This is a genomic window from Streptomyces sp. NBC_00239 (genome assembly GCF_036194065.1).
Classification (GTDB): domain Bacteria; phylum Actinomycetota; class Actinomycetes; order Streptomycetales; family Streptomycetaceae; genus Streptomyces.
The window spans coordinates 6,706,914-6,730,477 of sequence record NZ_CP108095.1; the positions used below are offsets into that span (position 1 = coordinate 6,706,914).

At 69.5% G+C, this 23,564-nt stretch carries 19 protein-coding genes and 1 pseudogene; 5 read left to right on the forward strand and 15 right to left on the reverse strand.

Features of this window, described 5'->3' with window-relative positions; translation table 11 throughout:
• Window positions 1-39: 39 nt before the first annotated feature.
• The 3 genes from OG764_RS29585 to OG764_RS29595 all read left to right on the forward strand — a co-directional run bounded on the left by OG764_RS29585 (window position 40) and on the right by OG764_RS29595 (window position 4,304).
• On the forward strand, window positions 40-2,532 hold the full coding sequence (locus OG764_RS29585) for a heavy metal translocating P-type ATPase (protein ID WP_328971471.1): 2,493 nt from the start codon (window positions 40-42) through the stop codon (window positions 2,530-2,532).
• A 49-nt stretch (window positions 2,533-2,581) separates the two neighbouring features.
• Window positions 2,582-2,743, forward strand: a complete 162-nt coding sequence (locus tag OG764_RS29590) for a YHS domain-containing protein (RefSeq protein ID WP_328971472.1) — start codon at window positions 2,582-2,584, stop codon at window positions 2,741-2,743.
• A 61-nt stretch (window positions 2,744-2,804) separates the two neighbouring features.
• Window positions 2,805-4,304 carry an MFS transporter gene (locus tag OG764_RS29595; protein WP_328971473.1) on the forward strand — a complete coding sequence of 500 codons (1,500 nt, stop codon included), beginning with the start codon at window positions 2,805-2,807 and terminating at the stop codon, window positions 4,302-4,304.
• Between the two features lie 365 nt (window positions 4,305-4,669).
• On the opposite strand, the pseudogene OG764_RS29600 reads toward OG764_RS29595, so the two are convergent.
• The 12 genes and pseudogenes from OG764_RS29600 to OG764_RS29650 form a co-directional block, all read right to left on the reverse strand.
• A pseudogene (locus OG764_RS29600) lies at window positions 4,670-4,899 on the reverse strand (NADH-quinone oxidoreductase subunit H); the annotation flags it as partial.
• Window positions 4,900-5,492: 593 nt separating this feature from the next.
• On the reverse strand, window positions 5,493-6,356 hold the full coding sequence (lgt, locus tag OG764_RS29605) for a prolipoprotein diacylglyceryl transferase (RefSeq protein WP_328971474.1): 864 nt from the start codon (window positions 6,354-6,356) through the stop codon (window positions 5,493-5,495).
• 18 nt (window positions 6,357-6,374) lie between these two features.
• Complete coding sequence (lnt, locus tag OG764_RS29610; RefSeq protein WP_328971475.1) at window positions 6,375-7,925, reverse strand: apolipoprotein N-acyltransferase; 1,551 nt, start codon at window positions 7,923-7,925, stop codon at window positions 6,375-6,377.
• Between the two features lie 32 nt (window positions 7,926-7,957).
• Window positions 7,958-8,413 carry a hypothetical protein gene (locus OG764_RS29615; RefSeq protein ID WP_328971476.1) on the reverse strand — a complete coding sequence of 152 codons (456 nt, stop codon included), beginning with the start codon at window positions 8,411-8,413 and terminating at the stop codon, window positions 7,958-7,960.
• Window positions 8,414-8,701: 288 nt separating this feature from the next.
• A complete protein-coding gene (locus OG764_RS29620) occupies window positions 8,702-9,913 on the reverse strand; it encodes a L,D-transpeptidase (protein ID WP_328971477.1) in 1,212 nt (403 codons plus the stop codon).
• 135 nt (window positions 9,914-10,048) lie between these two features.
• Entirely contained in the window at window positions 10,049-10,642 is a 594-nt protein-coding gene (locus OG764_RS29625; protein WP_328971478.1) for a hypothetical protein, read from the reverse strand.
• Between the two features lie 342 nt (window positions 10,643-10,984).
• Window positions 10,985-11,395 carry a DUF6153 family protein gene (locus OG764_RS41785; protein ID WP_443056089.1) on the reverse strand — a complete coding sequence of 137 codons (411 nt, stop codon included), beginning with the start codon at window positions 11,393-11,395 and terminating at the stop codon, window positions 10,985-10,987.
• 205 nt (window positions 11,396-11,600) lie between these two features.
• Entirely contained in the window at window positions 11,601-12,155 is a 555-nt protein-coding gene (locus OG764_RS29630; protein WP_328971479.1) for a DUF4396 domain-containing protein, read from the reverse strand.
• Between the two features lie 336 nt (window positions 12,156-12,491).
• Complete coding sequence (locus tag OG764_RS29635) at window positions 12,492-13,949, reverse strand: MFS transporter (protein ID WP_328971480.1); 1,458 nt, start codon at window positions 13,947-13,949, stop codon at window positions 12,492-12,494.
• 831 nt (window positions 13,950-14,780) lie between these two features.
• A complete protein-coding gene (locus OG764_RS29640) occupies window positions 14,781-15,641 on the reverse strand; it encodes a F510_1955 family glycosylhydrolase (protein ID WP_328971481.1) in 861 nt (286 codons plus the stop codon).
• A 151-nt stretch (window positions 15,642-15,792) separates the two neighbouring features.
• A complete protein-coding gene (locus tag OG764_RS29645) occupies window positions 15,793-16,701 on the reverse strand; it encodes a M56 family metallopeptidase (RefSeq protein WP_328971482.1) in 909 nt (302 codons plus the stop codon).
• Complete coding sequence (locus tag OG764_RS29650) at window positions 16,698-17,066, reverse strand: BlaI/MecI/CopY family transcriptional regulator (protein ID WP_328971483.1); 369 nt, start codon at window positions 17,064-17,066, stop codon at window positions 16,698-16,700. The genes OG764_RS29645 and OG764_RS29650 overlap by 4 nt, the downstream gene beginning before the upstream one ends.
• A 134-nt stretch (window positions 17,067-17,200) precedes the next feature.
• Here OG764_RS29650 and OG764_RS29655 point away from each other — a divergent pair, with 134 nt between their 5' ends.
• Both OG764_RS29655 and OG764_RS29660 read left to right on the forward strand, forming a co-directional pair.
• Window positions 17,201-17,611 (forward strand): DUF6153 family protein, encoded by a 411-nt coding sequence (locus tag OG764_RS29655; protein ID WP_328971484.1) that lies wholly within the window; start codon window positions 17,201-17,203, stop codon window positions 17,609-17,611.
• An 89-nt stretch (window positions 17,612-17,700) separates the two neighbouring features.
• Window positions 17,701-18,333 (forward strand): DUF305 domain-containing protein, encoded by a 633-nt coding sequence (locus tag OG764_RS29660; protein WP_328971485.1) that lies wholly within the window; start codon window positions 17,701-17,703, stop codon window positions 18,331-18,333.
• A 65-nt stretch (window positions 18,334-18,398) separates the two neighbouring features.
• Here the strand turns inward: OG764_RS29660 and OG764_RS29665 are convergent, their stop codons facing one another.
• The 3 genes from OG764_RS29665 to OG764_RS29675 form a co-directional block, all read right to left on the reverse strand.
• Window positions 18,399-19,616 (reverse strand): DUF1015 domain-containing protein, encoded by a 1,218-nt coding sequence (locus OG764_RS29665; RefSeq protein ID WP_328971486.1) that lies wholly within the window; start codon window positions 19,614-19,616, stop codon window positions 18,399-18,401.
• 83 nt (window positions 19,617-19,699) lie between these two features.
• Complete coding sequence (locus tag OG764_RS29670) at window positions 19,700-21,004, reverse strand: MDR family MFS transporter (protein ID WP_328971487.1); 1,305 nt, start codon at window positions 21,002-21,004, stop codon at window positions 19,700-19,702.
• The gene (locus OG764_RS29675) at window positions 21,004-22,161 is read right to left on the reverse strand and encodes a PLP-dependent cysteine synthase family protein (RefSeq protein ID WP_328971488.1); all 1,158 of its coding nucleotides are present in this window, start codon (window positions 22,159-22,161) and stop codon (window positions 21,004-21,006) included. The genes OG764_RS29670 and OG764_RS29675 overlap by 1 nt, the downstream gene beginning before the upstream one ends.
• Between the last annotated feature and the right edge of the window lie 1,403 nt (window positions 22,162-23,564).

The following is a 23,564-nucleotide window of genomic DNA, read 5'->3' on the forward strand; positions in this document are numbered from 1 at the left end:
CACCCCCCGGCCGGCCCGCGCAAGGAGCGCAGCACCGCAGTGCTGGATGTACGCGGCCTGGTGTGGGCGTCGCAGCAGAGCACGGTCACCGCGGTGCTGGGGCGGCGCCCGGGTGTGCTGGAGGTTGAGGTCAACCCGGTCGCGCAGTCAGCCACGGTCGTCTTCGACCCGCGGCGTACCTCGCTGGCCGAGCTGCGCGGCTGGGTGACCGAATGCGGCTACCACTGCGCCGGCCAGTCGGTGCCCGCCCACGTCTGCGACCCGATGGCCGAACCCGATCCACCCGCCACCGAGATGCCCGGCGGGCACACCGGGCACGAGCACGCACACGGCGCGGGCGCTGCTGCCGTACTGCCCGAACCCGCCGAGGAGGCGCGGGGCGCGCACGCGGAACATGCCGAGGCCCTCGCCGCGCCGGAGGGGATGCCGTCGCCGCACGAGGTCATGGGCCACGGCGGACACGGCGAGATGTCGATGGCGGCGATGGTCGCCGACATGCGCAACCGTTTTCTGGTCGCGCTGCTGTTCTCCATCCCGATCGTGGTCTGGTCCCCGATCGGCGAGGACGTCTTCGGCTGGCATGCCCCCGTCCCGTTCGGCCTGCGCCAAGACGTGTGGGCGCTGCTGCTGAGCCTGCCGGTGATCTTCTACTCGTGCTCGATCTTCTTCGACGGCGCCGTACGCGCCCTGCGCGCCCGCACCCTGGACATGATGGTGCTGGTGGCGGTCGCCGTCGGAGCGGGCTGGCTGTACTCCCTCATCGTCACGCTCACCGGCGGCGGCGACGTCTTCTACGAGGCGGCCACCGTGCTGGCCTCCTTCGTCCTGCTCGGCCACTGGTTCGAGATGCGCGCCCGCGGCGGCGCCAACGACGCCATCCGCACCCTGCTCGACCTCGCCCCGCCCAAGGCCCTGGTCCTGCGGGGCGGCGAACCGGTCGAGATCCCCACCGCCGAGGTCATGGCCGGGGACCTGCTGCTGGTCCGCCCCGGAGCCAAGATCGCCGTCGACGGGATCGTGGAGGAGGGGGAGAGCGAGGTCGACGAGTCCATGGTCACCGGTGAGAGCCTGCCCGTGCACAAGGCCCCCGGCTCGGCGGTCGTCGGCGCGACCATCAACGCCAACGGCACCCTGCGGGTGCGCGCCACCAAGGTAGGCGCCGACACGGCGCTGGCCCAGATCGTCAAACTCGTCCAGCAGGCCCAGAACTCCAAGGCCCCCGGTCAGCGGCTCGCCGACCGGGCGGCGTTCTGGCTGGTCTTCGTCGCCCTACTCGGCGGTGCCGCGACGCTGGCCGTCTGGCTGCTGGCCACCGACCGCACCCTGGGCACCGCCATGCTGTTCGCCATCACCGTGGTGGTCATCACCTGCCCGGACGCCCTGGGCCTGGCGACCCCCACCGCCATCATGGTCGGCACCGGCCTCGGCGCGAAACGCGGCGTACTGTTCAAGAACGCCGTCGCCCTGGAGGCATCCGCCAGCATCCAGACCGTCGTCATGGACAAGACCGGCACCCTGACCAAGGGCGAACCAGAAGTCACCGACGTGATCACCGCCCCGGGAACCGACGAGGCCGATCTGCTGCGGCTGGTCGCGGCGGTCGAGCGCGAGTCCGAGCACCCACTGGCCGAAGCCGTCGTACGCCACGCCCAGGCACGCTCCGTACAGGCTGCCAGCGCCCGGCACTTCGAGAACGTCCCCGGTCACGGAGCGACCGCCGTCGTCGACGGCCACCGCGTCGCCATCGGCAACCGCCGCCTGGCCGAACGCGAAGGCGTCGACCTCGGCCCGCTGGCTGCCCGGCGCGAGGAACTGGCCGCCACCGGCCGCACCGTCGTCATCGCCACCATCGACGGCCAGGCAGCGGGCTTGATCGGTATCGCCGACGCGCCCCGGGAGACCTCCGCCGCCGCGGTGGCCGAACTGCACGCTCTCGGCGTCGAAGTCGTCATGCTCACCGGCGACAACCAGGCAACCGCTCAGCGGATCGCGCAGCGCCTCGGCATCGACACCGTCATCGCCGAAGTCCTCCCCGGCGACAAAGCTGCGAAGATCGCCGAACTCCAGCGCGGCGGACGCAAGGTCGCCATGGTCGGCGACGGAGTCAACGACGCCCCGGCCTTGGCCCAGGCCGACCTCGGCATCGCCATCGGAGCCGGCACCGACGTCGCCATCGAGACTGCCGACCTCGTCCTGATGCGCTCCGACCCCCTCGACGTCCCCACCGCCCTGCGCATCGGCCGGGGCACCCTGCGCAAGATGCGCCAGAACCTCGGCTGGGCCATCGGCTACAACGCCATCGCCCTGCCGATCGCCGCAGGCGTCTTCGAACCCGCCTTCGGCCTGGTGCTCCGCCCGGAGATCGCCGCGCTGTCCATGTCCGGATCCAGCATCATCGTCGCCGTCAACGCCCTCGCCCTCAAACGCCTCCGCCTGCCACACGCAGCAACATCCCCCTCCCAACCACCACGAGGCACCCCCGCAGCCCCCGGCCCTGGCGAAGGCCACGACAGCGGCCACCCCAGCGCCTGACCTCGGCTTGCCCGGGACTCACCACACCGCACCAAGGAAGGAGAAGGACATGGCAGAGACAGCCACCGATCCGGTCTGCGGCATGACGGTCGAGGACTCGCCGACCACGCCCCGCATTACCTACCAGGGGCGTACCTACCTGTTCTGCAGCACCGCCTGCAAGGACCGCTTCACCGCCGACCCGGATCAGTACACGGAAGAAGAACGATGACGGGCCCGGCCTCTCCGCAGGTGACGCCTCAGCGGGTCGCAGCGATGCCGGTGCCGTCCCGGTGAAAGAGGACACGGTCACCGGCACCGGCGCCCGAGGCGGCCCGCCCGAGCCGACGCGAGGGAGCCACAGCCAGTGGCTCCTCCTCGGGACCGTCGCCCTCGCCTGGTTCCTGGTGCTGCTCGACGACACCGCGGTGGCCATCGCGCTGCCCTCCCTCGGCCGTGACCTCGGCCTCGGCCTGGCAGGGCTGGAATGGGTCGTCAACATCTATACGCTCGCCTTCGCCGTACTCACCCTGTGGGGCGGCATGCTCGCCGACCGGCACGGCGCACGGCCGGTCTTCCTCACCGGGCTGGCCATCTTCGTGGGCCTCTCCCTCGGGGCGGCCTTGTCTCCGACCGGCAGTACCCTGATCGGCATGCGTGCCGGCCAGGGCGCAGGAGCGGCACTGATGGGACCGTCCGCCCTCGCCCTGTTGTGCACATCCTTCTCCGGCCCGCGCCGAGCAGCGGCCCTGGGCGTATGGTCCGGCGTCGGCGCCACCGCACTGGCCATCGGCCCCCTGCTCGGCGCGATCCTCACCGACGCCTTCGGCTGGCGCTCGATCTTCTTCCTCAACGTTCCCCTCGGCATCCTCATGCTGATCGCCACCCGCGCGGTACTGCCGAGAAGAACCCAACCCGCCGGTCGCCCGGGCAAGATGGACATCGCCGGAGGCATCGCCTCGGGACTCGGCCTGTCGGCCATGATCTTCGGCCTCACACAGGCCAACACCTACGGATGGAGATCTGCCACGCTGTGGAGCGTGATGGGCCTCGCAGCGGCCGGCTTCACCGTCTTCGCCCTGATCGAACGGCACGTCACCACACCGCTGCTGGACCGGACCCTGCTCCGGCTCCCCAACTTCGTGGCCGCCAATGCCCTGGGCCTGGCCAGCCTCGCCATCATGTGCAGCCTGTTCTTCTTCCTCTCCCTCTACCTCCAGTTCGCCACCGGGTTCTCGCCCGTGCAGGCCGGGGTGACACTGCTGCCGCTGAGCCTCCTCGTCGCCGTGGTGGCCCCGGTCGCCGGATGGCTGGTCTCCCGTACGGGCGCCCGCATCCTGATCAGCGCCGGCATGGCGCTGACAGCAGCCGGGCTCTTCACACTGGCCGGAATCAACCCCGGATGGGGAACGCGGCAACTACTGCCCGGACTCGTGATCGCCGGTATCGGAATCGGGCTGTCCAGCACACCGATCACCACAGCTGCAATGGGCGCCGTGCCCGAGGAGCGCGCCGGCATCGCCAGCGGCACCCTGAACGCCTCCAGAATGATCGGACTCTCCCTGGGAATCGCGATCATGGGCGCCATCGTCGCAGCCCAGTGGCCAGGCGACCTGGCCGACTCCGGTGTCGCCCCCCAGGCATTCACCGACGGCATCGCCACCGGATTCCAAGTCAACGCCGCGATAGCGCTCGCAGCCGCCATCCTGGCAGGCACAGCGATCCGCACCCCGAAACGGCAACCACCGCAGGACTCAACGCCCGGCGAGTCGCCGCAGCCGCGCGTGCCTTGATCCCATCGAGGCCAGGAACGCTCTGACGACAAAAGCGACCCGTTCTGGCGCTGGCGCGGTCAGTCACGGTGGAGGCCGGACATGCCGCCGGTCCGTCGCCCGGGCTCGCCGCATCCGGGAAGGATTTCCGCAGCAGCCCGGGAACCCGCCACACGGGCACAGGATCCCGGGGATGGCCCGGCCGGTCAGCGCGGGCGCGGTGGCCCGTTCTTGCCGCGGGGGGCCGGGGGACACGTGCTTCCGAGCCGCGAGAACGCCGCGCGGGCCATGGAATCGACTCAGAAGACCATGAAACCGCTGGCCACGGCGAGGACGGCCAGCACCCAGAAGGCCGCGTCACTCATCGCGCAGGCACCTCCCTCCCGTCATCGGCTCAGCACCATCACAGCCACTACCAGGGCCTGCGCCACCGCCAGCGGAGTCCGTACGACCCACGCGAGCTCCACGTAGTGCTCCATTCGTACGGTCGGAACTCTCCGCCGCGCCCAGAACAGGAAGGCCAACACAGCTGCGTCTTCTGCAGCGTCCAGACCCAGCCGGGCAGCAGAGGGCCATGACCCCCGCCCAGGAAGAGCGGCACGCTGATTGCGGCCGATGTGCCGTTGCGTCGCGCCGTCGGTTCTTCCCCGGGGGCCGGTCACGTCGGCTGCGCCGAGTGTGCCGGGGACGTCGCAGTCACCCGCGCTGGGCTCGATCCCGTCGAGCCAGACGAGCGTCCTGCTGCACGTCCCCGTCGGCCACCAGCGCAGGACCGGTCACACCGAGGTGGTGCGTATGCTCGCTGGGCAGTTCGCCGAGCCCTGCCGTCAGCCACCGGGCAATGTCCGCGAACGCCGGCTGCGACAAATCAAGGGTCCGACAGGCGCCGGGAGTTCGGTGGCTGCGACACCGGTCAGCGCGCGATCGCGTCCCTGCCGCGCGTCGGCTGCCGCGTCGTCCCACCCAGCCACGGCGAGGAACCGGCCGAGGCTGTCAAGATGAGCCGCACACAGCCGCCGCGCCGCGGGTTACGCGCTCGCCGGCCGATGCACGCAGCCACGGCTCGTTCCAGAAGGGCGGACGGGAAGCGGCGGGGGCGGCGACCCATTCGACGGCGGCTCGCTGCACGACATCGCCTTGGAGTTCCAGGCGCAGTACGAGTCCTGCCGGCCAGTCGGCGAGCACCGGACCGAGAGGCCGGCTGCCAGATCACGCTCCGACCGTTTGCTTCTGTGGGGGCTCGGTCTTGGATCCGTCCGCCGACACGTCCTCCACCCCCGTGTGTCGACGCGTCGAGATTACGAGATAAGCGACGGCGCCCACGAAGACCACGACAGACGTCCAGTTGTTCAGCCGGAACCCGAGGAAGCTGTGGGCTTCATCGATCCGCAGGTACTCGATCCAGAAGCGCCCGACGCTGTACGCCGCCGCATAGAGGGCGAAGGTCCTGCCGTGTCCAAGGGCCCACCTGCGGCTCGCCCAGATCAGCAGTACCGCCACGCCCACGTTCCACAGCGATTCGTAGAGGAAAGTGGGGTGGTACGTCGCCAGATCGATGGTCTCGGACGGCCGCTTGTCCGGGTCGATCTCCAGGCCCCAGGGGAGTGTGGTGGGCCTGCCGTAGAGCTCCTGGTTGAACCAGTTGCCCCACCGGCCGATCGCCTGGGCCAGCGCGACTCCGGGCGCGACGGTGTCCGCGAAGGCAAGGAATGACACGCCCTGCCGTCGGCAGCCGATCCACGCGCCGACGCCACCCAGCGCGATCGCCCCCCAGATGCCCAGACCGCCCTCCCAGATGTAGAGCGCGCGGATCGGATCGCCGCCCGCTCCGAAGTACGCCTCCGGGCTGGTGATTACGTGGTAGAGCCGTCCGCCGACCAGGCCGAAGGGCACGGCCCACATGGCGATGTCGCCTACGGTCTCCTTGTACCCGCCCCGCGCCGCCCAGCGTCGGCTGCTGAGCCATAGGGCGACGAAAATGCCGAGGATGATGCAGAAGGCGTAAGCCCTCAGTGGAATGGGTCCCAGGTTGACGACGCCGGTCGATGGGCTGGGCAAAAAGGCGAGGTCCATTTCTGCACTATACGAGATTCAGCTAAGTAGATTAGTAAGACGTGGGTCACGCTTGAGGTCCGCCGCCGGCGGATTCGCCCGTGCCCTTCGCCGTAGCCGCAGCAGGGTCGCGAGGCCCGCGAGGGCCGGTGCGCCCAGCAGAAGCTCCGGCCACGTGCCGAGCCGTGCGGCCAAGGTGTTCCCCTCGGCGAGCGGAAGCCTCTCGACCAGGTAACCACCGCGCCAGGTGCCCAGCCGGTCGCTGACCCTCCCGTCCGGTGTGACGAGGGCGCTGACACCGCTCGTGGATGCCAGCGCGACCGACCGTCCGTATTCGATCGCACGGATCCGGGCCATGGCGAGCTGCTGCTCGGATTGGCCGGCCTGCACGCCGCGCTCGTATGTGGCGTTGTTGGTCTGGACGACCAGAAGGTTGGCTCCCGCCAGGACGGTGTCGCGGACTCGCCCGTCGTAGGCGATCTCGTAGCAGATCACATCGCCGAGCCGCACCGGGCCCGCGATCAAAGGCGCCTGGGAGGACCCGGCGGCGAAGTCCCGGGGGATGAGCTGCAGCGCGCCGAATCCGCCGAGCAGCGACCGTGCCGGGATGTACTCGCCGAACGGGACGAGCTGGCGTTTGGCGTACGAAGCGACCGGTCCCTGCTGAGGCAGCCACAGCTGTCCCGCGTTGTATGACTGGCCGGCCGGCCCGTCCAGGATGGCGCCGATCAGCAGCGGACGGTCCAGCTGCCGCACGGAATCCGCCACCAGGGCGCCCAGCTCCAGGTCTCGCTGGGGATCGCTGTCCAGGGAGTTCTCGGGCCACAGCACCACGTCGGGCCTGGGAACCTCACCTCGGCGGACGGCGTCGGCCAGCTCCTGGGTCTGCCGTGCATGGTTCTGTGCCACCCCGCGGACCCGCGCTTGCTCGGCCAGCGAGCGCTCGCGTTCGACATTGCCCTGCACGACGGCCACCACCGCGCTCCGCCCCGACGGCTTCGCGGCAGGGATCAGCAGCGGTGCGACCACCAGTGCGACCACACCGCACGACGCGACCGCACTCGACCGTCGGTGACCGCCCCGCCAGGACGTCACGCCGTACACCAGCAGCGAACCCAGCAGCGCCGTGACGAAGGAGAGCGCGGCAGCGCCACCGACCGAGGCCCACTCGCCCCACGGCGCGTCCGCCTGGCCGAAGGCGAGCCTGCCCCACGGGAAACCACCGAGCGGAGCCCGTCCCCGAAGCGCCTCGACCGCGACCCACCAGGCAGCGGCGAACAACGGCCACCCCCGCAGAGAGAGCAGCCGCGGCAGGAGCATCGCGGCGAGGGCCACGAGCAGGGTCTGGACCGCGGTCAGCGCCAGCCATGGCAGCACGCCGAGATTGGAGAGCCAGACGATCAGCGGACCGAAGAAGGCTGTTCCGAAGACGGCGCCGGCCGCGAATGCCGCCCGGCAGGACCTGCCCCGGACCGCGACGATCAGTAGCGCCGGCCCGAGCGGTGCGAGGAACCACATGCCTACGGGCGGGAACGAGGCGTAGAGGAGGAGGCCGCCGAGCGCCGCCGCTGCCCAGGTGCTCACGGGCATGCGAGGCGGTCGTGCATGGCGCTCGCTGCTGCTCACGAAGGAACGGGGCAGCTGGCAGCCGTACGAAGTCGGCGGATCAGCGCGAAGAGCAGGAGGCCGACCGAGGCCACGGCGAGCAGCGGCTGAAGCGGCGCCCAGTACGAGAGCGCACCGGTCACCCCGATGGCCAGCACAACCAGCTTGTTGCAGATGGGGCAGCCGACCGCGAACGCCGACAGCAGGCCGGCGCTCAAGGCGCGGGCCGTCGCCGGACGCTCCTTCGTCTCGGCTTCGGCGGATGACGGCTCGCCGGCGCGGACGTACGTGGCGACGAGCAGTCCCTCGAGGAGGGAGCTCGCCAGCCACACCGGATAGTTCCACCACAGCACCGGCGTCATGCGCGTGTAGAACGGCGAAGGCACCACACCGGTGGGGACTCCGATGACGAGGGCGGCGAGCACGGCGACCGCTGCCGCGACGGCCCATCTACGGGCGGGCCAGCTGCCCATGTGTGACTCCTTCAAGGGGGGCCGCCGACCGGTTGAGCTGGACGGGGGAGCCTGCTCATCTTTTCCGGCCGGCGGCTGACCAGATAGTAAATTACGAAGTTGTTTAGTAACAACCGTGTCGAATGTCACCGGGGTGACGTGGACCGGGGGGTGGCTGACGAGGGCGCGGGTCGGGGCCGCAATGCTGCTCGACCGGAGCGGGCGACGGCTAAGAGGATCGCCGCCGCAGGCCGTATAGGGCGATGGAGGCGGCGTGTCCGCCTCCGAGGTCGGCTGCCGACGGGCGTGTTACGAGAGAGCGCTGCCCTTCTTCCACGTGGCCCAGTCGACGTTCCAGTCGCCGTAGCCGTTGTTGACGGCCACCGTGTCCACCGAGTTCACAACCGTCACGGGGTCACCGGGGTTGACCTGGTCGAAGAACCACTTGGCGTCCTCGGTGCTCATGCCGATGCAGCCGTGGCTGGCGTTGACGCGGCCGAACTTGCCCTCGTTCCATGGGGCCGCGTGCGCGTACGTGCCCGACGGAGTGAGCTGAACGTCCCACTTCACGTCCTCCATGTCGTACGCCTCGGGCCCGAAGATGCCGACCGTGGCGGAGTTCATCCGGATCGACGGGACCTTGCTCAGGACGACCATGGTGCCGTTCCAGGTCTCGAAGTCCTTCTTGCCGGTGGAGACGTTCAGTGTCCTGAGTGCCTTGCCGTTCTTGGCGACGGTCATGGCCTTCTTCTCGACGTCGACCGTGCTGGTCACCGCGTCACCGATGCGGAAGTTCACCTCGCGCTGCTGGGTGCCGTACATGCCACCGCCGGCGTCGACTCCGGCAAGGTCCATGCGCAGGGTGACGTCTGTCCCGGGCTTCCAGTACTCCTTCGGCCGGTAGTCGACACGGTCCTTCCCATCGCGGTCCTTCATCCAGCTCCACGATCCGTCGACAGCCGGCGACGCGGTGACCGCCAGCTTGCGTTCAACGGCCGCCTTGTCGTGGATGGGCTTGTTGAAGGTGATCGAGACGGGCATTGCGACGCCCACGGTCGAGCCCTTGTCGACGTTGTACGTGCCGACGAAGGTATTCGCAGCCGCTTGCGTGGTGAAGGAAGCGGTCTTGGTCAGCTTGGCCCCGTCGGTACCCGCGCCCTGTGCTGTCACCGTGTACTCGGCGCCGGGAGCAAATGTGGTCGAGGAAGTCCAGACGGACTTGTCCTGGGACAAGGTGCCCGTGACCGCGCCCTGGCCGGGTGAGGTCACCTCCACGGACGTCAGGGAGCCCCCTTCGGCCTTGACGGTGATCTTCTGTGACACGGGGACCGGGGCTTCGCCGGAGCCGGTGTCCACGACTATCGCGGAAGGGCCGCTGTTCTTGGCGTCCTCGACGGCAGTCGTGCTGGAGCCGCTCTTGTTCTGTCCGGCCGCGCTGCACCCGGCCAGGGCGAGACCGACGGCCGCGGTGAGCGCGAGCGTTCGTACGCCCCTACGGCCCCTTGGCGGACTCTGCTGCATGACGTCTTGTCTCCATTCCTAATAAGCTAAGTGTCTTAGTAGATGCCTGCCGACGCGACCTGGTTCCCGGTTTCCGGGAGTGGCCGGACAGGCGTACGCCGCGGCCGCTTCGGGGGCTGGCGCCCCCTCGGTCGGTCAGTGAGCGTGACCGTCGTCCGCCTCGGCTGCCCCGCCCCGGCTCGGCGCAGCGGGCTCCTTCGGGGCCGTGGCCCCTCCGGGAGATGCGGGGGATTCGCTACCTATGCCGCGGTCAGCAGGGTCTTCGGCGCCACCGCCGTGACTGTGGCCGCCTCCGGACGTCTCGGCGGCCATCCCGTCGGCAATCACGTTCAGACCGAAGTAAGCACCTGCCGCGATGAGCAATACGGCAAGCCCCATGGGGCCGAAGATCCGGCGCCAGGAGGCGTCCGCGTCCTTGAGGACGAAGGCCACGAAGGAGACCGCTATGCCCAGTGGGACGAGTACGGCACCTCGGGCGGGGAAGTCGTCGAAGTGCTGCAGGCCGCCGCTGAGCATGCCGATGCCGAACGACAGCAGGAGCGAGGCGCCGATCACCATGAGTGCTCGCGGCAATGCGGGCCGGTCGCTGGCGAGCAGGAATTCGTTGACCAATGTGGCGAGCAAGAAGACGAAGACACCGATGACGCCCACGACCGTGTACCGGGCCGGGTCCAGCGGGTGATGGACGACAGCCCCGCTGATGAGACCGGCGCCGACGAAGTACAGCACGTACCCGATGTAGCGGCCGGCCAGGGGAGGAGTGCGGCGAGCGCGATGCGACCGGGCCCGCTGCCGCGCGGCGCCACGGCCTCCGGAAGCGGGCTGAGGCGCGAGGCGCGGAGTGGGGTGGTCGGTGAGGAGCGACAAGACGAGGCCTTTCGTGATCTGAGGCATGGGCAAGTGCCCCGCCAGCCCGGACGGGGCGGCGTAGGCGCGAGCCGGTACGAGGAGCAAGGGAATCCGCCGACGGAGCCGCTGCTAGAGCGCGCAGCGAGCGAACGTCTCAGGGGGCCATGGAAGGCCGACCGGACATGGCGGGGAAGGGTGAAGGCAGGGAAGGCTGTGAGCGGGCTAAACGCGCAGGATCGCTGGCGCGCCACTCGGGCCGCCGGGCTGCACTGCCACGGTGGAGCCTGCGAGAGAGCTCGTCGCCTGGTGATTCGGGAGAGTTGCTCCGAGCGGCGACACGGCCGGTGCGGACACATCGAAGCCGCTGGTCGGCTGCCCAGCCGCGCAGGCCTCAACGGTGTGTGGAGACTCGTGGCTGCCGTCGTGGCATTCGTCGGCGGTCGACCAGCCCGTAGCACTGGTGGGGACGGTGGCGACGACGCCTGAGGAGCGATGCGCGGCTGCGCTTCCGCTGTCCACGCCGTGCGTGTACAGCAGCCCGAGAAGCAGCGCTCCGAGCCACAGCAGACGGGACAGCTGCGGCACCCGGGAGCGGGTGGCCGGCAGGGCTGCGACCGTCGGTTTCGTGACCACGTCGTGATGATAGCCAACCCGGAAGTGGCGCTGGCATCGGGGCCCGGTTCTTGTCCCGTCGCGCGCCCGCGGAAGGCGGCGGCTGGTGGAGGACGGCGTAGCTGTGCGCCATTGGGGGCCAGCGGGGTTGCGTCGTCAAGACGTGGCGGAGGCCGCTCCTCGATGATCGAGGAGCGGCCTCAGGATCCGGCTGGCGGCGAGGGCGTCAGTGGTACGCGTGGACGACGGCGTGGCCCTTGCCGCGGCCGATCATCCACTTGTTCACGGGGGTGGTGATCAGGAAGGCGACGGCGAAACCGCCCAAGAGCGCGGTCCAGAACAGTGCGTCGGTCAGGTGGGCGTCCATGGCGCCGGGGGTCAGGGCGATGATGCCGTTGTCGACGAGTTCCATCACCGCGATGGAGACGGTGTCGGCGGCGAGCGCGACCTTGAGGGCGGTCTTGAAGTCCAGCCCGGCCTTGCGCACTGCCAACAGGGTGAAGGAGTAGCCGAACACGAACGCGAGCGTGATCGCCAGGACCATGGTGGGCGCGTTGCCCCAGGCCAGGGCGGTGCCTATGACCATGCCAAGGATCTCACCGATGGCGCACCCGGTCAGGCAGTGCAGCGTCGCCTTGGCGGCCGCTCCCCAGGTCACCGTTCCCATGGGGTGGCCGCCATGACCCCCGTGGGAGTGGTGCGCGGCGTGGTCGTGCTCGCCAGCGTGGGCCTGATGTGCGGAGTGGTCGTGAGCGGCGGCGTGATGTGCGCTGTGATCCATATCCTTCATCCCCAATTCGCGTCCAGCGTGGCCGACTTCTCTCGGCCCCACACAGAAAACTTATACCCCAGGGGGGTATGTGTCCAGAGTCGCCGGAGGAACGAAGACCGGTTGGGGGTAGCCCTGTTCGGCCCCGAACCACTCGGTCGGTGACGTGGTCACCCATGGGGGAGGGCAGGAACTGCTGATCCCGGTGATCTAGGTGGTCCGCGGCGTTGGCCATCGTCTCTGAGTCCACTGCCTCCGGACAGGGCGGGGCCCGCCGGGTTTGCCCGGCGGGCCCCGCCCTGTCCGGAGGCAGGCAGTGCGTGAAGTGAGGCGGTGGCCCGGGCGCAGTCAGCTGGCAGCTGCCTGGCGGGACTTGGCCTCGCCCTGGGCCGGTACGGATGCCGCCGGGTCGGCGGCCGGATGAGCCTTGCCTCGCATGAGGGCGAGGGTGGCCACTGCGCCGGTGGCGGCGATGCCCGCGGCGGCGAGGAACGCGGCGCTGAATCCGTTGGTCAGGGCGGACAAGTCTCCGAGCGCTCCCGCTCCCTGGGAGGTGGCCAGTGCCGTGAGCGAGGCCAGGCCGAGGGCGGAGCCGACCTGGTACGTGGTGTTGACGATGCCGGAGGCGAGGCCGGCCTGTTCCTGCGGGGCGGCGGACATGGCCGTCATCAAGGTGGGGATGTAGGCCAGTGCCATGCCGAGGGCTGCCACCAGTGAGGCGGGCAGGACGTCCACCACGAAGGATCCCGTCGGCCGGGCGGCCGACAGCCACACCAGGCCGGCGGCCAGGACCAGCAGGCCGCCCGTGATCAGCGGCTTGGGGCCGAAGCGGCCGAGCAGGCGGGCGCTGGCGGTGGTCATGAAGACCATCAGCAGGCCGGTCATCGGCAGTAGGGCTGCTCCGGAGGCGAAGGCGCCGTAGCCCAGGACCTGCTGGAGGTAGAGGTTGAGGAAGTACCACATCGGGATCCAGGCGGCGCCGAGCAGTGCCATCGCCAGGTTGGAGACGCCGAGGCCGGGGGTGCGCCAGATGGCGAGCGGCATCAGGGGCGACTTCGCGGACCGCTGGATGAGGACGAACACGACCAGCAGGGCGGTCCCCGCGATCAGCTGAAGGACCGTCTGCGCGGTCCCCCAGCCGGTCTCGGGGGCCCGGACGACGGTGAACACGGTGAGCGCGAGCCCGGCGGTGACGGCCGCCGCTCCCAGGACGTCCACGCCACCGCCGCGGCGGGCGGCGACGGCCGGCAGCAGGCCGGTGGCGAGCAGGGTGGCGATGCCGATCGGGATGTAGATGATGAACACCCACGGCCAGCTGGCCCACTCGGTGAACACCCCGCCCAGGAACACGCCCGCCGTGCCGCCGGCCGGAGCCGCAGCGCCGTAAAGGGCCAGGGCCTTGCCCAGCTCCTTGGGGCTGTGGCCGAAGAGCATCATCAGCAGGGTCATCGAGGCGGGTGCGATCAGCGCGCCGCCCACGCCCTGTACCGCGCGGCCGGCGACCTCCACCCATGCGCTCTGAGCTGCCGCGGCGACGGCGGAGCCCGCGATCAGGATGCCCCAGCCGGCCACAAAGACCTTTCGGGCGCCGAGGAGGTCGGAGAGGCGGCCGCCCAGCAGGAGCAGTCCGCCGAACGCGATGACGTAGGCGTTGAACACCCACTGCAGATCACCCTGGGAGAAGCCCAGGTCGCGCTGCATCTCGGGCAGCGCCACGCCGATGATCGACGTGTCCATGATGACCATGAACTGTGCGGCGGCAAGCACGGCGAGTGCCCACCAACGACGTGGATTGACAGTTGGCATGACCGCTCCTCGAAGCGACGGCGTATACCCCCTGGGGGTATCTCGATGGCGGGAACGTTATACCCCGGGTGGGTATTCCTCAAGAGGGGTGCGTCATCCGGGGCTCGGCCGCACCGCGTTTTCGGATGGCCGCTTGCGATGCCTGCTGCGGACAGGCAGACGACGCGAGCGCGACGCCTTCGAGCTGCCACCTGCTCCTCGTCCTGGCCGACCTCACCGGACTCTTGGTCATGCACGGGCCTGGGCCCGGGTGCGGCCCTTATGGCCGCCCACGCCTCGGCGGCGCACCACGCCACGGCTTCGGAGCACGCGCGGGCTGCCGTCGGCGGCCCGCCGGCCGCCTCGGAGGACCTTGGCGGATGCGTCCATGCCGGCGACCCCGCACCAGGTGACGGACATACCGAGCACGCAGACGTCACCTGCGCGGCCACCGGAACCAGCAGCGCTCCGCCGGCGCCGGCCGTCTGCAGCGACTGGGCGTGGATCTAAGCCGACGGCCAGGGCGAGGAACGTTCGCTGAAGGACATGGAGGTAGGAGTGGCCACTCCTACCGGGCTAGGAGGTGTGGGCTCCGTGAGGGAGCACGGCGCCGGGTGCTGCACCCTCGCCCTGTGGAAGCGCGGTATCGGGCGTGATGCGAAGCAGACGGCCCAGCCTTGATCGCTGCGCACCCGCGCGCAATGTGTAGACCGAGCGCGGCGCTGCCCCTCAGACTCTGCGGCCACGTAGGTGTGCGCAGTCTGCGGCGGAAAAATGGTGCGTGTCTGCGGAGACGAGCCGGCGCGTGACGAGATCGGTGCCGACACCCCCGCCAAGCTGCTTCGAGGCGGGTCAGGAGGAACGCGGCGAGAGCGCGGTGAACGTCTGGCCGCCGTCACGCGACTCGTACACCCCGTCCTGGGTCGCGGCGACGACGTGCCGGGCGTCCACCGCGGTGAGCGCCTGGGGCGCTCCGCCGGGCACGGTCGTGAGCACGGTCCACGACGTGCCGCCGTCTTCGCTGCGGCTCAGCTTCCCGGCCGGGTCGATTCCGAAGAGGGCCTTCTCCTCCGGCCAGGACACGTACGCCTGCACCGCGCCTGCGGCCTTGCCGAACGTACGGCCCCCGTCGGCGCTGGCCGCCACGCCCTCGGAGGTCGTGGCCAGCAGCCGCTCGCCCCCTCCCGGACCTGCTGCCAGGTCGAGGGCCTTGAGGCTGGCCCGGTCGTCCCAGGTCTTGAGATCGCTCGTGACTCGGATTCGTCCGCCCTCGTACCCGTACACGGTGCCCTCGGCGGAGTCGAGGGAGTGGAAGTCGGCTTTGCCGGAGAGCGACTTGGACGCCCAGGTACGACCCGAGTCCGTGCTCTCGATCAGTCCGAGATTGCCCGGCTGGCCACCTCCCGGTGCGCCGTGGCCGCTGGCGATGAAGATGCCTTTGCCTGTCACGGTGAAGCCCATGAAGTCGTCCTTGCGGTCCCCGACGAGCTTCGGGTCCGTTCCTGCGCCGACGCTGTAGAGACCGTCGTGCGTGGCGACGTACACGCGGCCGTCCGCAGGATCGACGCCGAGGCCGTGGACATGCGCCAGCGGTGCCGAGGCATCCGCTGATTCGTCGCCAGTGGACTCGGCACCGCAGGCGGCGAGCGTGACCGCGGCGAGTGTGGCGGCCGTGGCGGCGAACAGGGTGCGGAAACGGAGACGTGCGGTCACTGGGGGTCCTCACGGGGATGGCCGGGCGGTACTTATGGGCGGATTCGATCTTCGCGCTGACCTTAGGCCCAAGCGAGTAAAAACTTAGTAACTTCGTAGATGAGAGGCAAGTGGAAAGCAACCTGACGTAGGACGGACGTGGTCTTTCCTGTCAGAGACCGGGCGGGCAGGCGACCAGCAGCGGCAGCAGAGGCACCACAGCGGCCACGGCGGCCACGGAACCCCAGAGCGCCGGATGGGCGCCATCGCGCCGTCCCAGAATGCGCTGCATACGGATAAGAGCGGTGTTCCCGCCCGCGCCGAACGCACCCTCCGGGGCGCGGCCCGCAGCCATTTCGTACATCGCGGTCGCGAGCACGTCGTGCTCATGGCTCCGCAGCGCTCGGTCGTCCGCGATCATCTCCAGCAGGATCGCCGTCTGCTCCTTGGCGTGGCGGGCCAGTGGCACCCACCGGAAGACGGTGGCGAAGGCCTCTGCCACGGCGAGCACCAAGTGGTGGCGGCCCGCGACGTGGGCGCGCTCGTGCTCGAGGACCGCGTCGAGCTGTTCGTCGGAGAGCAGCCGCACGGCCGCATCGCTGACCACGATCCGTGAGCGGCGGCCTGGCAGACAGTATGCTGCCGGCGTTCTGTGGGCCAGGACAGTGGCACGCAGGCGGGCGGAGTGGGTCCCCACCTTGTCCAATGCGTCACGGTGCCGGGCTCGCGCACGCCCGGCGCGGGTCATGTGGAAGACGAAGCTCGCGACCAAGGCCAGCACCACGGCGCTCGGCAAGGCCACGGCCAGCTGGTCGGCGGTCGTCGGATCTGGGGCAGCGGCGCCGCTGCCGATTCCGCAGGTGTGCAGCAGGCCCACGAGGCCCGCGTGCAGGTGTTCGGTCGGCGTGGCGAGGTGGTACGCCGCGAGCGCGGCGGAGACGGAGAACGAGACGGCCAGTGCGTGCCATGCGGCCACTGCCAGGGCGGGAGCCCGATGCGGCCAGGCGCTGCGCAGCATCAGCCGGGGGGCGAGGAAGCCGACAGCCGCCGTGTAGCCGACCAGAGCGGGCGCCGCGTTCATGGCTTCGGCCGTCGTCCCACGTTACGCAGCGCTGTGCGCAGCGCTGCGACCTCGTCGGCGGACATTTTCTCGACGAACTGGACCAGAGCGGCCGGCCGGTCCTCGCTGGCCCCCAGAGCGTCCTCCATCAAGAGGGCCGAGTACGCCTCTCGGCTGCGCACCGGCGTGTACAGCCAGGCCCGCCCCTCCTTGCCGCGCAGGAGCCAGCCCTTGTGGAACAGGATGTTGGTCACGGTCATCACCGTCGTGTAGGCGATGGTCCGCTGCTCGTTTATGTCGTCGACGATCTCGCGCACCGTGGCGGGGCGGTTCCATCTCCAGAAGCGGTCCATGATCTCCGCCTCAAGTTCCCCCAGCCGACGCATGGGCCGAATCCTTTCGCCAATGTTGTACGCAACTACATAGTAGACCGCGCGAATGAGCACGGACCGGCCCCTCCTACCTGTTCGGACGCGTTCGGCATGCCGTGGGTGGGTGCATTGTGCTTACGATGGCGCCGATGTCACGCAATGAGAAGCCCGCGAAGCCGCAACCACTGTTGCGGCTCAGCGGGCTGCTCGTCCTCGGCCTCCTCATAGGGCTGCTCGGGATGCACGGCCTGGGGTTTGCCCCGGCCGCGGCACAGGAGAGCACGCATGGGCGCAGTGCGGAGATCGGGCGCGCGGCAGCTGTCTTGGCCGAGTCGGATGAATGCGGCCACGACTGCCACGGACAGCACGAGCCTGCGGATCATGCCGATCCGACGTGTGCGTCCGGCGCCGTGGCGGGGCCTCTGGTGTTTCCCGCCCTCGTCCCCACAGTGATCGGGCATCCCCTGCCCGCAGAGGGGCAGATCACCGCCCTCTCCAGCGGCCCTGACGGGGGACGAGCCCCTCCTTCTCTCTCGGAACTGCAGCTCCTGCGGATATAGGACAGGCCGCGCGCCGCCGGAAGGTGCCCGCATGGGGTCGGCGTCGCCACTCACCATGCCCTGCCACAGATCAAACCGAGGAGTTTCGCATGAACGCGCACCGCACGCTGATCCGTCGTACCGCCCTTGTCGCCGGCACCGGAGTGGCCGCCCTGGTCCTGGCCGCTTGTGGGGGTGACAGCGAGCACGACATGGGGGCGATGGGGGAGTCCAGGTCCACGCCGTCCGCCAGCGCTTCCATCACGGCTGGTGACCACAATGCGGCTGACGTCTCCTTCGCCAAGGACATGATCCAGCACCACCGCCAGGCGGTGGAGATGGCCGAGCTGGCCGAGACCCGCGCCGCGTCCGCGGAGACCAAGGACCTGGCGACGAAGATCAAGGGAGCCCAGGACCCGGAGATCAAGACCATGTCCGGCTGGCTCACCTCATGGGGTGAGGAAGTCCCCGCTGACATGTCCGGCCAGGGTCACGACATGTCATCCGGCATGCCCGGCATGATGAGCATGGCCGACATGGACAAGCTGAAGGCGGCCAAGGGCGCCGAGTTCGACAAGATGTTCGCCGAGATGATGATCAAGCATCACGAGGGCGCCATCGAAATGGCCAAGACCGAGAAGGCGCAGGGCAAGTACGACCCTGCCAAGAAGCTGGCCGACGAGGTGATCAAGGCCCAGACGGCCGAGATCGAGCAGATGAACAAGATGCTCGGCAAGAGCTGAGTCGAGGCGGCGGGGCGGCCGACGGAGCGATCCGTCGGCCGCCCCGCGGTTTTTTGAGCCGGGCTCTACGGGGCTGCGACGACTCGCATGGCCAGGCCGGCAGCCGGCTTCGGGCCGAAGGAGGTTGATTTGCGGGGGAGGAGCACGCCCTTCGCTGCGAGTCCCCTCACCGTGTCCTCGGTGATAGCGGGGAGCAGGACCGCGGTCCCGCCGCCTGGCGCAGCTACGGAGGTCAATGCCTGGGCGGCGTCGTGTACATGACGCACTGCACCGGGGAGGTCGGGCACCGACCAGGCGCGAGCGAGAAGGAGAAGGTCCGCGATGGCAGCGGGCTGCTCATGCCATTCGTACGGCCGCCCGTCCAGCGCCTCGCGCAGCGCTTCCGGCTCAGGGGCCGAGATGCTCCAGGCTCGGCCGCCGCCGGCGACGACCAGCTCATCCGGGTCGGGCAGTCGTGGCCCGGAGGGCAGTGGACGTACCCGTGCCACGTCTGCGGCTGCCGCGGCCGCCTTGTCGGGCTCCAGGCCGGGAATGACGCGATGGATCGCCTTCAACTGCAGGGGAGTTGCCGCGGAGTCGACCAGGAGCGCCAGACTGCGGTCCCAGGTACTGCTCCCTGTCTGCTCCTGCCCGAGCCGCAGGCAGGCCGCATGGCGGTGGTGGCCGTCGGCTATGAGGGCCTGGCACCCTGTGAGCCCCGCAGCGAGCATTGATTGCTCGGCGGGATCGGTGCAGCTCCACAGGGTGTGAGTGATCGCCCCCAGACGGGCGGACGCGGTGGGGCGGCGGCTGGTGATGTCCTCGATGAGGCGGGTCCCCGCGCCATCGGTAGAGCGGTAGGCGAGGAGGAGCGGCTCCAGTTGGGCGCGCAGTCCGGCCATGTGCGCGGCGCGTTGCCCGACGACATGAGGCTGGACATCCTCGTGGGGCAGAACTGCTCCGGCGCTCTCGTCGGACAGCAGCAGTTCACCGATCAGTCCACGCTGCAAGAGCTGCTGTCCGCGACGCTGTTGGTACACATAGAGGGCGGACTGGGAATCGCGGCGCAGTACGCCTCGGTTCAGCCATCGGTCCAACTGTCCTGCGGCGGCATGTACATCGTGGGCATAGAGCAGCCGGGCGATGTGATGAGGCTGGGCCCGCGCGTGGGCGGGAATCATCTCGTCGTACGGCGGGCTGATCACGGTGGACAGGTCGCCGGCACGCGCAGGGTCGTACCGCACGGCCTGGAACGGCCTGAGCTGCAACGCGGTGTGGGCCTGCCGAAGTGGGGCGGGTATCAAGGTTCACTCCCGATGCGGGGGCACGGCAGAGCAGAGGGGCGGGCGATGGCACGTGCCCGCCCCCCTGGTGCTTGGCCGTTCGGTCAGACGGTCACGGCTTCGGGCCGTGTCTCAGGCACGGGTGGTGCGAGGCGGCCGGTGCGGTGCAGTCCGTAGACGGCGGCGGTGCACGCGAGGCCGAGGGCGAAGAGCGCCAGCCACGGGAGCGCGGACACCCCGGCGTTCCGGGCCGCGTCCAGGGCCGCGCCGGTGAGCAGATTGCCGAGCGCGATACCGACACCGCAGATGGTGTTGTACAACCCGTAGTGGGTGGCTACCAGGCGGTCGCCGGAGAGACGGACGATGGTGTCCATCTCGAACGGATAGGCGATCATCGTGCCCAGGGCCAGCAGTAGGGCGGACAACGCCGGCGGCACGGCGGCCAGTAGCCACAGTCCTATCCCGCCGTCCGGAACAGGCACTGCCGTGGCAGCCAGCAGGGGCAGGAAACCCACCCCCATCGTCAGCAGCCCCCAGGCGAGGGCATGACCCGGCTCCACACGGGCCTTGCACCAGGCGGTGACCTTCGTCTGGAAAAGGACCGTGCTCAGCCCTGAGACGGCGAACAGCACCGCTACCGCAGCCGTGCCGAACTGGCCTTCGCCGCCCAGGCGCCGCACTTCCAACGGGAGTGCCAGGTAGACCTGGAAGGTCATGACGTACGAGCCGATCATGGCCACGGAGAAGAGAAGGAACGGGCGGTTGGCCAGGATGCCGCGCCACTGGGTCAGCACGCTCTCGCGCTGACCATCCTTCTCGTCCTTTGCATCGTTGCCGCGGCGGGCAGGCAGCGCCCGGATCTGCACGAGGCTCAGCACGGCGAAGATTCCGGCGGCCACCAGACAGGTGACGCGGAAGTCGACGCCCGTCAGGATCATGCCCACCAGCGGGCCCAGCAGGATGCCGGCCTGGTAGAAGACGTTGAACAGCGCGAAGGCTTCGACCCGACGCTCGCCCGCGTCCGCGGCCAGATACGCGCGGCTGGCCGGGTTGAACAGGGCCCCGGCCAAGCCGGTCGCGGCGGACGCGGCGATCAGAGCCGGTACGGAGTCCACGAGCCCGAGCGTCGCGAAGCCGATGACGCGCAGCACCATCCCCGCGATGATCAGCGGCTTGTAACCGAGGCGGTCGGCCAGCGTTCCGCCGACCAGGAACATGCCCTGCTGGCTGAAGTTGCGTACGCCGAGAATCAGGCCGACGAGCCAGCCCGCCAGTCCCAGCGGGCCGGCCAGGTGCGTGGCCAGGTAGGGCATCAGCATGTAGAAGCCGAGGTTGATGGTGAACTGATTCACCATCAGCAGCTGAACGCTGCTCTCGTACGAACGGAACTGTGTGATGGTGCCCTTCATCAGGCCGCGTCCTCCGCGTCGGCCTCGTTGAGCGGCTCGGCCTCGTCGGCGTTCTCCTCGACGTCGGCGTCCCGCGCCTCGTCGTCGAGGGTGAGCGGGTCGACCACGGTGGTGCATCGGGTCCAGCGGGTGACCTCCTTCTCGTCCAGGCGGCCGATCACCTCGGGTTCGAACGCCGGCGGCGACTCGAGGAGGCCGTGGGCCGCGCAGTAGTCGTCGTCGTAGACGGTGCTGAGATAGCGCTGAGGACCGTCGGGGAAGATCGCCGCGATCCGGGTGTCCTTGGGCAGGGCGCGCGACAGCCAGCCCGCGACCATGGCGACGGCGCCGACGCTCCATCCACCGGTGGCGTAGTGGGAGGAGGCCAGTTGGCGGCAGGTCCACACCGCTTCGGCCGGGGAGACCCAGTGCACCTCGGAGAAGTTGTCGTAGGCGACGTTGCGGGGGTAGATGCTCGATCCGAGCCCGCGCATCAGGCGGGGCCGGGCGGGCTGGCCGAAGATGGTGGAGCCGATGGTGTCGACTCCCACGAGCGTCAGGTCGGGGTAGAGCTGCCGCAGTACCCGGGAGACGCCTGCGGAGTGTCCGCCGGTGCCCACGCTGCACACCAGGACGTCGATGTGCCCCAGCTCGGTGGCCAGTTCGAGTGCCAGCGGGGTGTAGGCGGTGGTGTTGTCGGGGTTGTTGTACTGGTCGGGGCACCACGAGTCCGGGTGCTGCCCCATGAGCTGGGCCACGCGGTCGCGGCGGGCCTGCTGCCAGCCGCCTGTGGGGTGCGGTTCGGAGACGACGTTGACCTGGGTTCCGTAGGCGGTCAGCAGCCGGGTCATGGATGCCTCAAGGCCCGGGTCGGTAACCAGGGTGACGGGGTGTCCGTAGACCATGCCGGCCAGGGCCAGGCCGAGGCCGAGGGTGCCGCTGGTGGATTCGATGATCCGGGCCCCAGGCTTGAGGTCACCCCGGGCGCGGGCGCGTTCGACCATGTGCAGGCCGGGGCGGTCCTTGATGCCGCCGGGGTTGAAGCCCTCCAGCTTCGCCCAGAAGCCGCGTCCCTCCGGGGCGAGAGGCTCTGAGATCCGAAGCAGTGGGGTGTTACCCACGAGCCCGGACAGGGCGGAGCGGGTGGGGGGTGTCGCGTCCGTGGTCGAGGAATGCATTGTTTCGCTCTCATTCGGTGATGCGCGTCAAGTACTCGCTCAGGTCGCATGCCGCCGGCGCAGGGCAGGGGGTATCCCGGCTCTGAAGATCGGCGTGCGGCAGCCGGTTCGTACGGCTGCATGGCGAGTGGTCTAGATGCGCCACCGGCAGATACTTGTCAGCGTGGAGCGGCCGCTCTGGGCTATCGGCGTTCTGTCGGCGCCAGGCGGTGCAGCTGGGGGCTCTGCCATCGCCGGGGCACTGGCAATGGCGAGGGAGAGCACTGTTGCCGCGCCTGCTGTGGACTGGGATCCGCCCTGAGGCTGGGGAGCCAGGCCGGGGGAGACGCATTCAGAACTGTGCCCGTGCTCAGGGTGCCCGTCCGCAGGCACGTCGACCGGGTGCTGGTGCGTGAGTTCACTTGCTGATGCCGTCGCCACAGCGTGCCCGTGGTCGTCACTGGCCAGGAAGGGGGAGCAGTGCACCGCTGCCAGCAGCAGGGCACTCAGGATGCCTGCGAGTAGACGGCCTGGCCAGGGCGCGGCCCGGCGGAGAGGTCGTACGAGCGGGTGGCGTGGCACTTTTCCTCCGTGCGGCAGTCGCTTCGGAGGCCCATGTGGGCAGAGGAAGCGGCACGAGGTCGACGGTGTGGACAGCGAGGGTTGGGCCCGTCCGCCGCCCGCTATGAGGGCGTGGGGCATCAAGGCGCCAAAATCTGGACGAGCCAGAACATAGCGCCTGTAAGGCGCAAATATGGTGATACGGGCGTCGCCAGTGTTGTTGAGTGTCTACACCTGGAGCACGGGCGTTGTTCTGAAATGTGTCAGCGAAGAGCCTGCCGGCCCTGCCTCGCCGCGGGTGGGCGGGCTCGGCAGGGTCCCGAACGTCCATCGCGCCCCGGTCAGCGGAGACAGTCGAGGTACGTCAACAGTGGCTCCCTGTCGAGGCAGCCTGGGTGTGCACTCATGCGCGGAGTGGGCAGCTCCGTGGCGGTCCGTGTGGTCCACCCGGGCGGCTGTACTGCCGCCCGAGGGAGTCGCAGAGAAAGCGGATGCGCTGGGGGCTCCGTGGCCCTCGGCGCCGCCTTCCGTCTGCACGCCGTGCGTGTAAAAGAGGCCCAGCAGCAGCATGGCCAGCCCAAGCAGGCGCAGCAGACCCATCGATGAGTGGGTCGGCGGCACGCGATAGAGCGACCGGGCTGTAACCATGCCGTGATCTTAGCGGCTCTCTCGCGAAATGATGGACATCGATTTGGACAATGCGTGAACAGATCGTGTGTGGATTGGCCTGATTGGGATCTGTCTACTATTCAACTAAGTAGTTGAAAATTTGATTGCGCGCGGGCGTGCAGGCCGGAATGGCGGGCGCTGGGGCGTAACCTGGCCGTTCGCGCCAGGGCCGATCAGCAATGCCCTGTCCCGGA

What these genes read in the sequence shown, in the direction of transcription:
- OG764_RS29590 (WP_328971472.1), top strand. Translation starts at nt 2,582, where the DNA reads ATGGCAGAGACAGCCACCGATCCGGTCTGCGGCATGACGGTCGAGGAC.
- lgt (WP_328971474.1), bottom strand. Translation starts at nt 6,356, where the DNA reads ATGGACCTCGCCTTTTTGCCCAGCCCATCGACCGGCGTCGTCAACCTG.
- lnt (WP_328971475.1), bottom strand. Translation starts at nt 7,925, where the DNA reads ATGCCCGTGAGCACCTGGGCAGCGGCGGCGCTCGGCGGCCTCCTCCTC.
- OG764_RS29615 (WP_328971476.1), bottom strand. Translation starts at nt 8,413, where the DNA reads ATGGGCAGCTGGCCCGCCCGTAGATGGGCCGTCGCGGCAGCGGTCGCC.
- OG764_RS29620 (WP_328971477.1), bottom strand. Translation starts at nt 9,913, where the DNA reads ATGCAGCAGAGTCCGCCAAGGGGCCGTAGGGGCGTACGAACGCTCGCG.
- OG764_RS29630 (WP_328971479.1), bottom strand. Translation starts at nt 12,155, where the DNA reads ATGGATCACAGCGCACATCACGCCGCCGCTCACGACCACTCCGCACAT.
- OG764_RS29635 (WP_328971480.1), bottom strand. Translation starts at nt 13,949, where the DNA reads ATGCCAACTGTCAATCCACGTCGTTGGTGGGCACTCGCCGTGCTTGCC.
- OG764_RS29645 (WP_328971482.1), bottom strand. Translation starts at nt 16,701, where the DNA reads ATGAACGCGGCGCCCGCTCTGGTCGGCTACACGGCGGCTGTCGGCTTC.
- OG764_RS29650 (WP_328971483.1), bottom strand. Translation starts at nt 17,066, where the DNA reads ATGCGTCGGCTGGGGGAACTTGAGGCGGAGATCATGGACCGCTTCTGG.
- OG764_RS29655 (WP_328971484.1), top strand. Translation starts at nt 17,201, where the DNA reads ATGTCACGCAATGAGAAGCCCGCGAAGCCGCAACCACTGTTGCGGCTC.
- OG764_RS29660 (WP_328971485.1), top strand. Translation starts at nt 17,701, where the DNA reads ATGAACGCGCACCGCACGCTGATCCGTCGTACCGCCCTTGTCGCCGGC.
- OG764_RS29670 (WP_328971487.1), bottom strand. Translation starts at nt 21,004, where the DNA reads ATGAAGGGCACCATCACACAGTTCCGTTCGTACGAGAGCAGCGTTCAG.
- OG764_RS29675 (WP_328971488.1), bottom strand. Translation starts at nt 22,161, where the DNA reads ATGCATTCCTCGACCACGGACGCGACACCCCCCACCCGCTCCGCCCTG.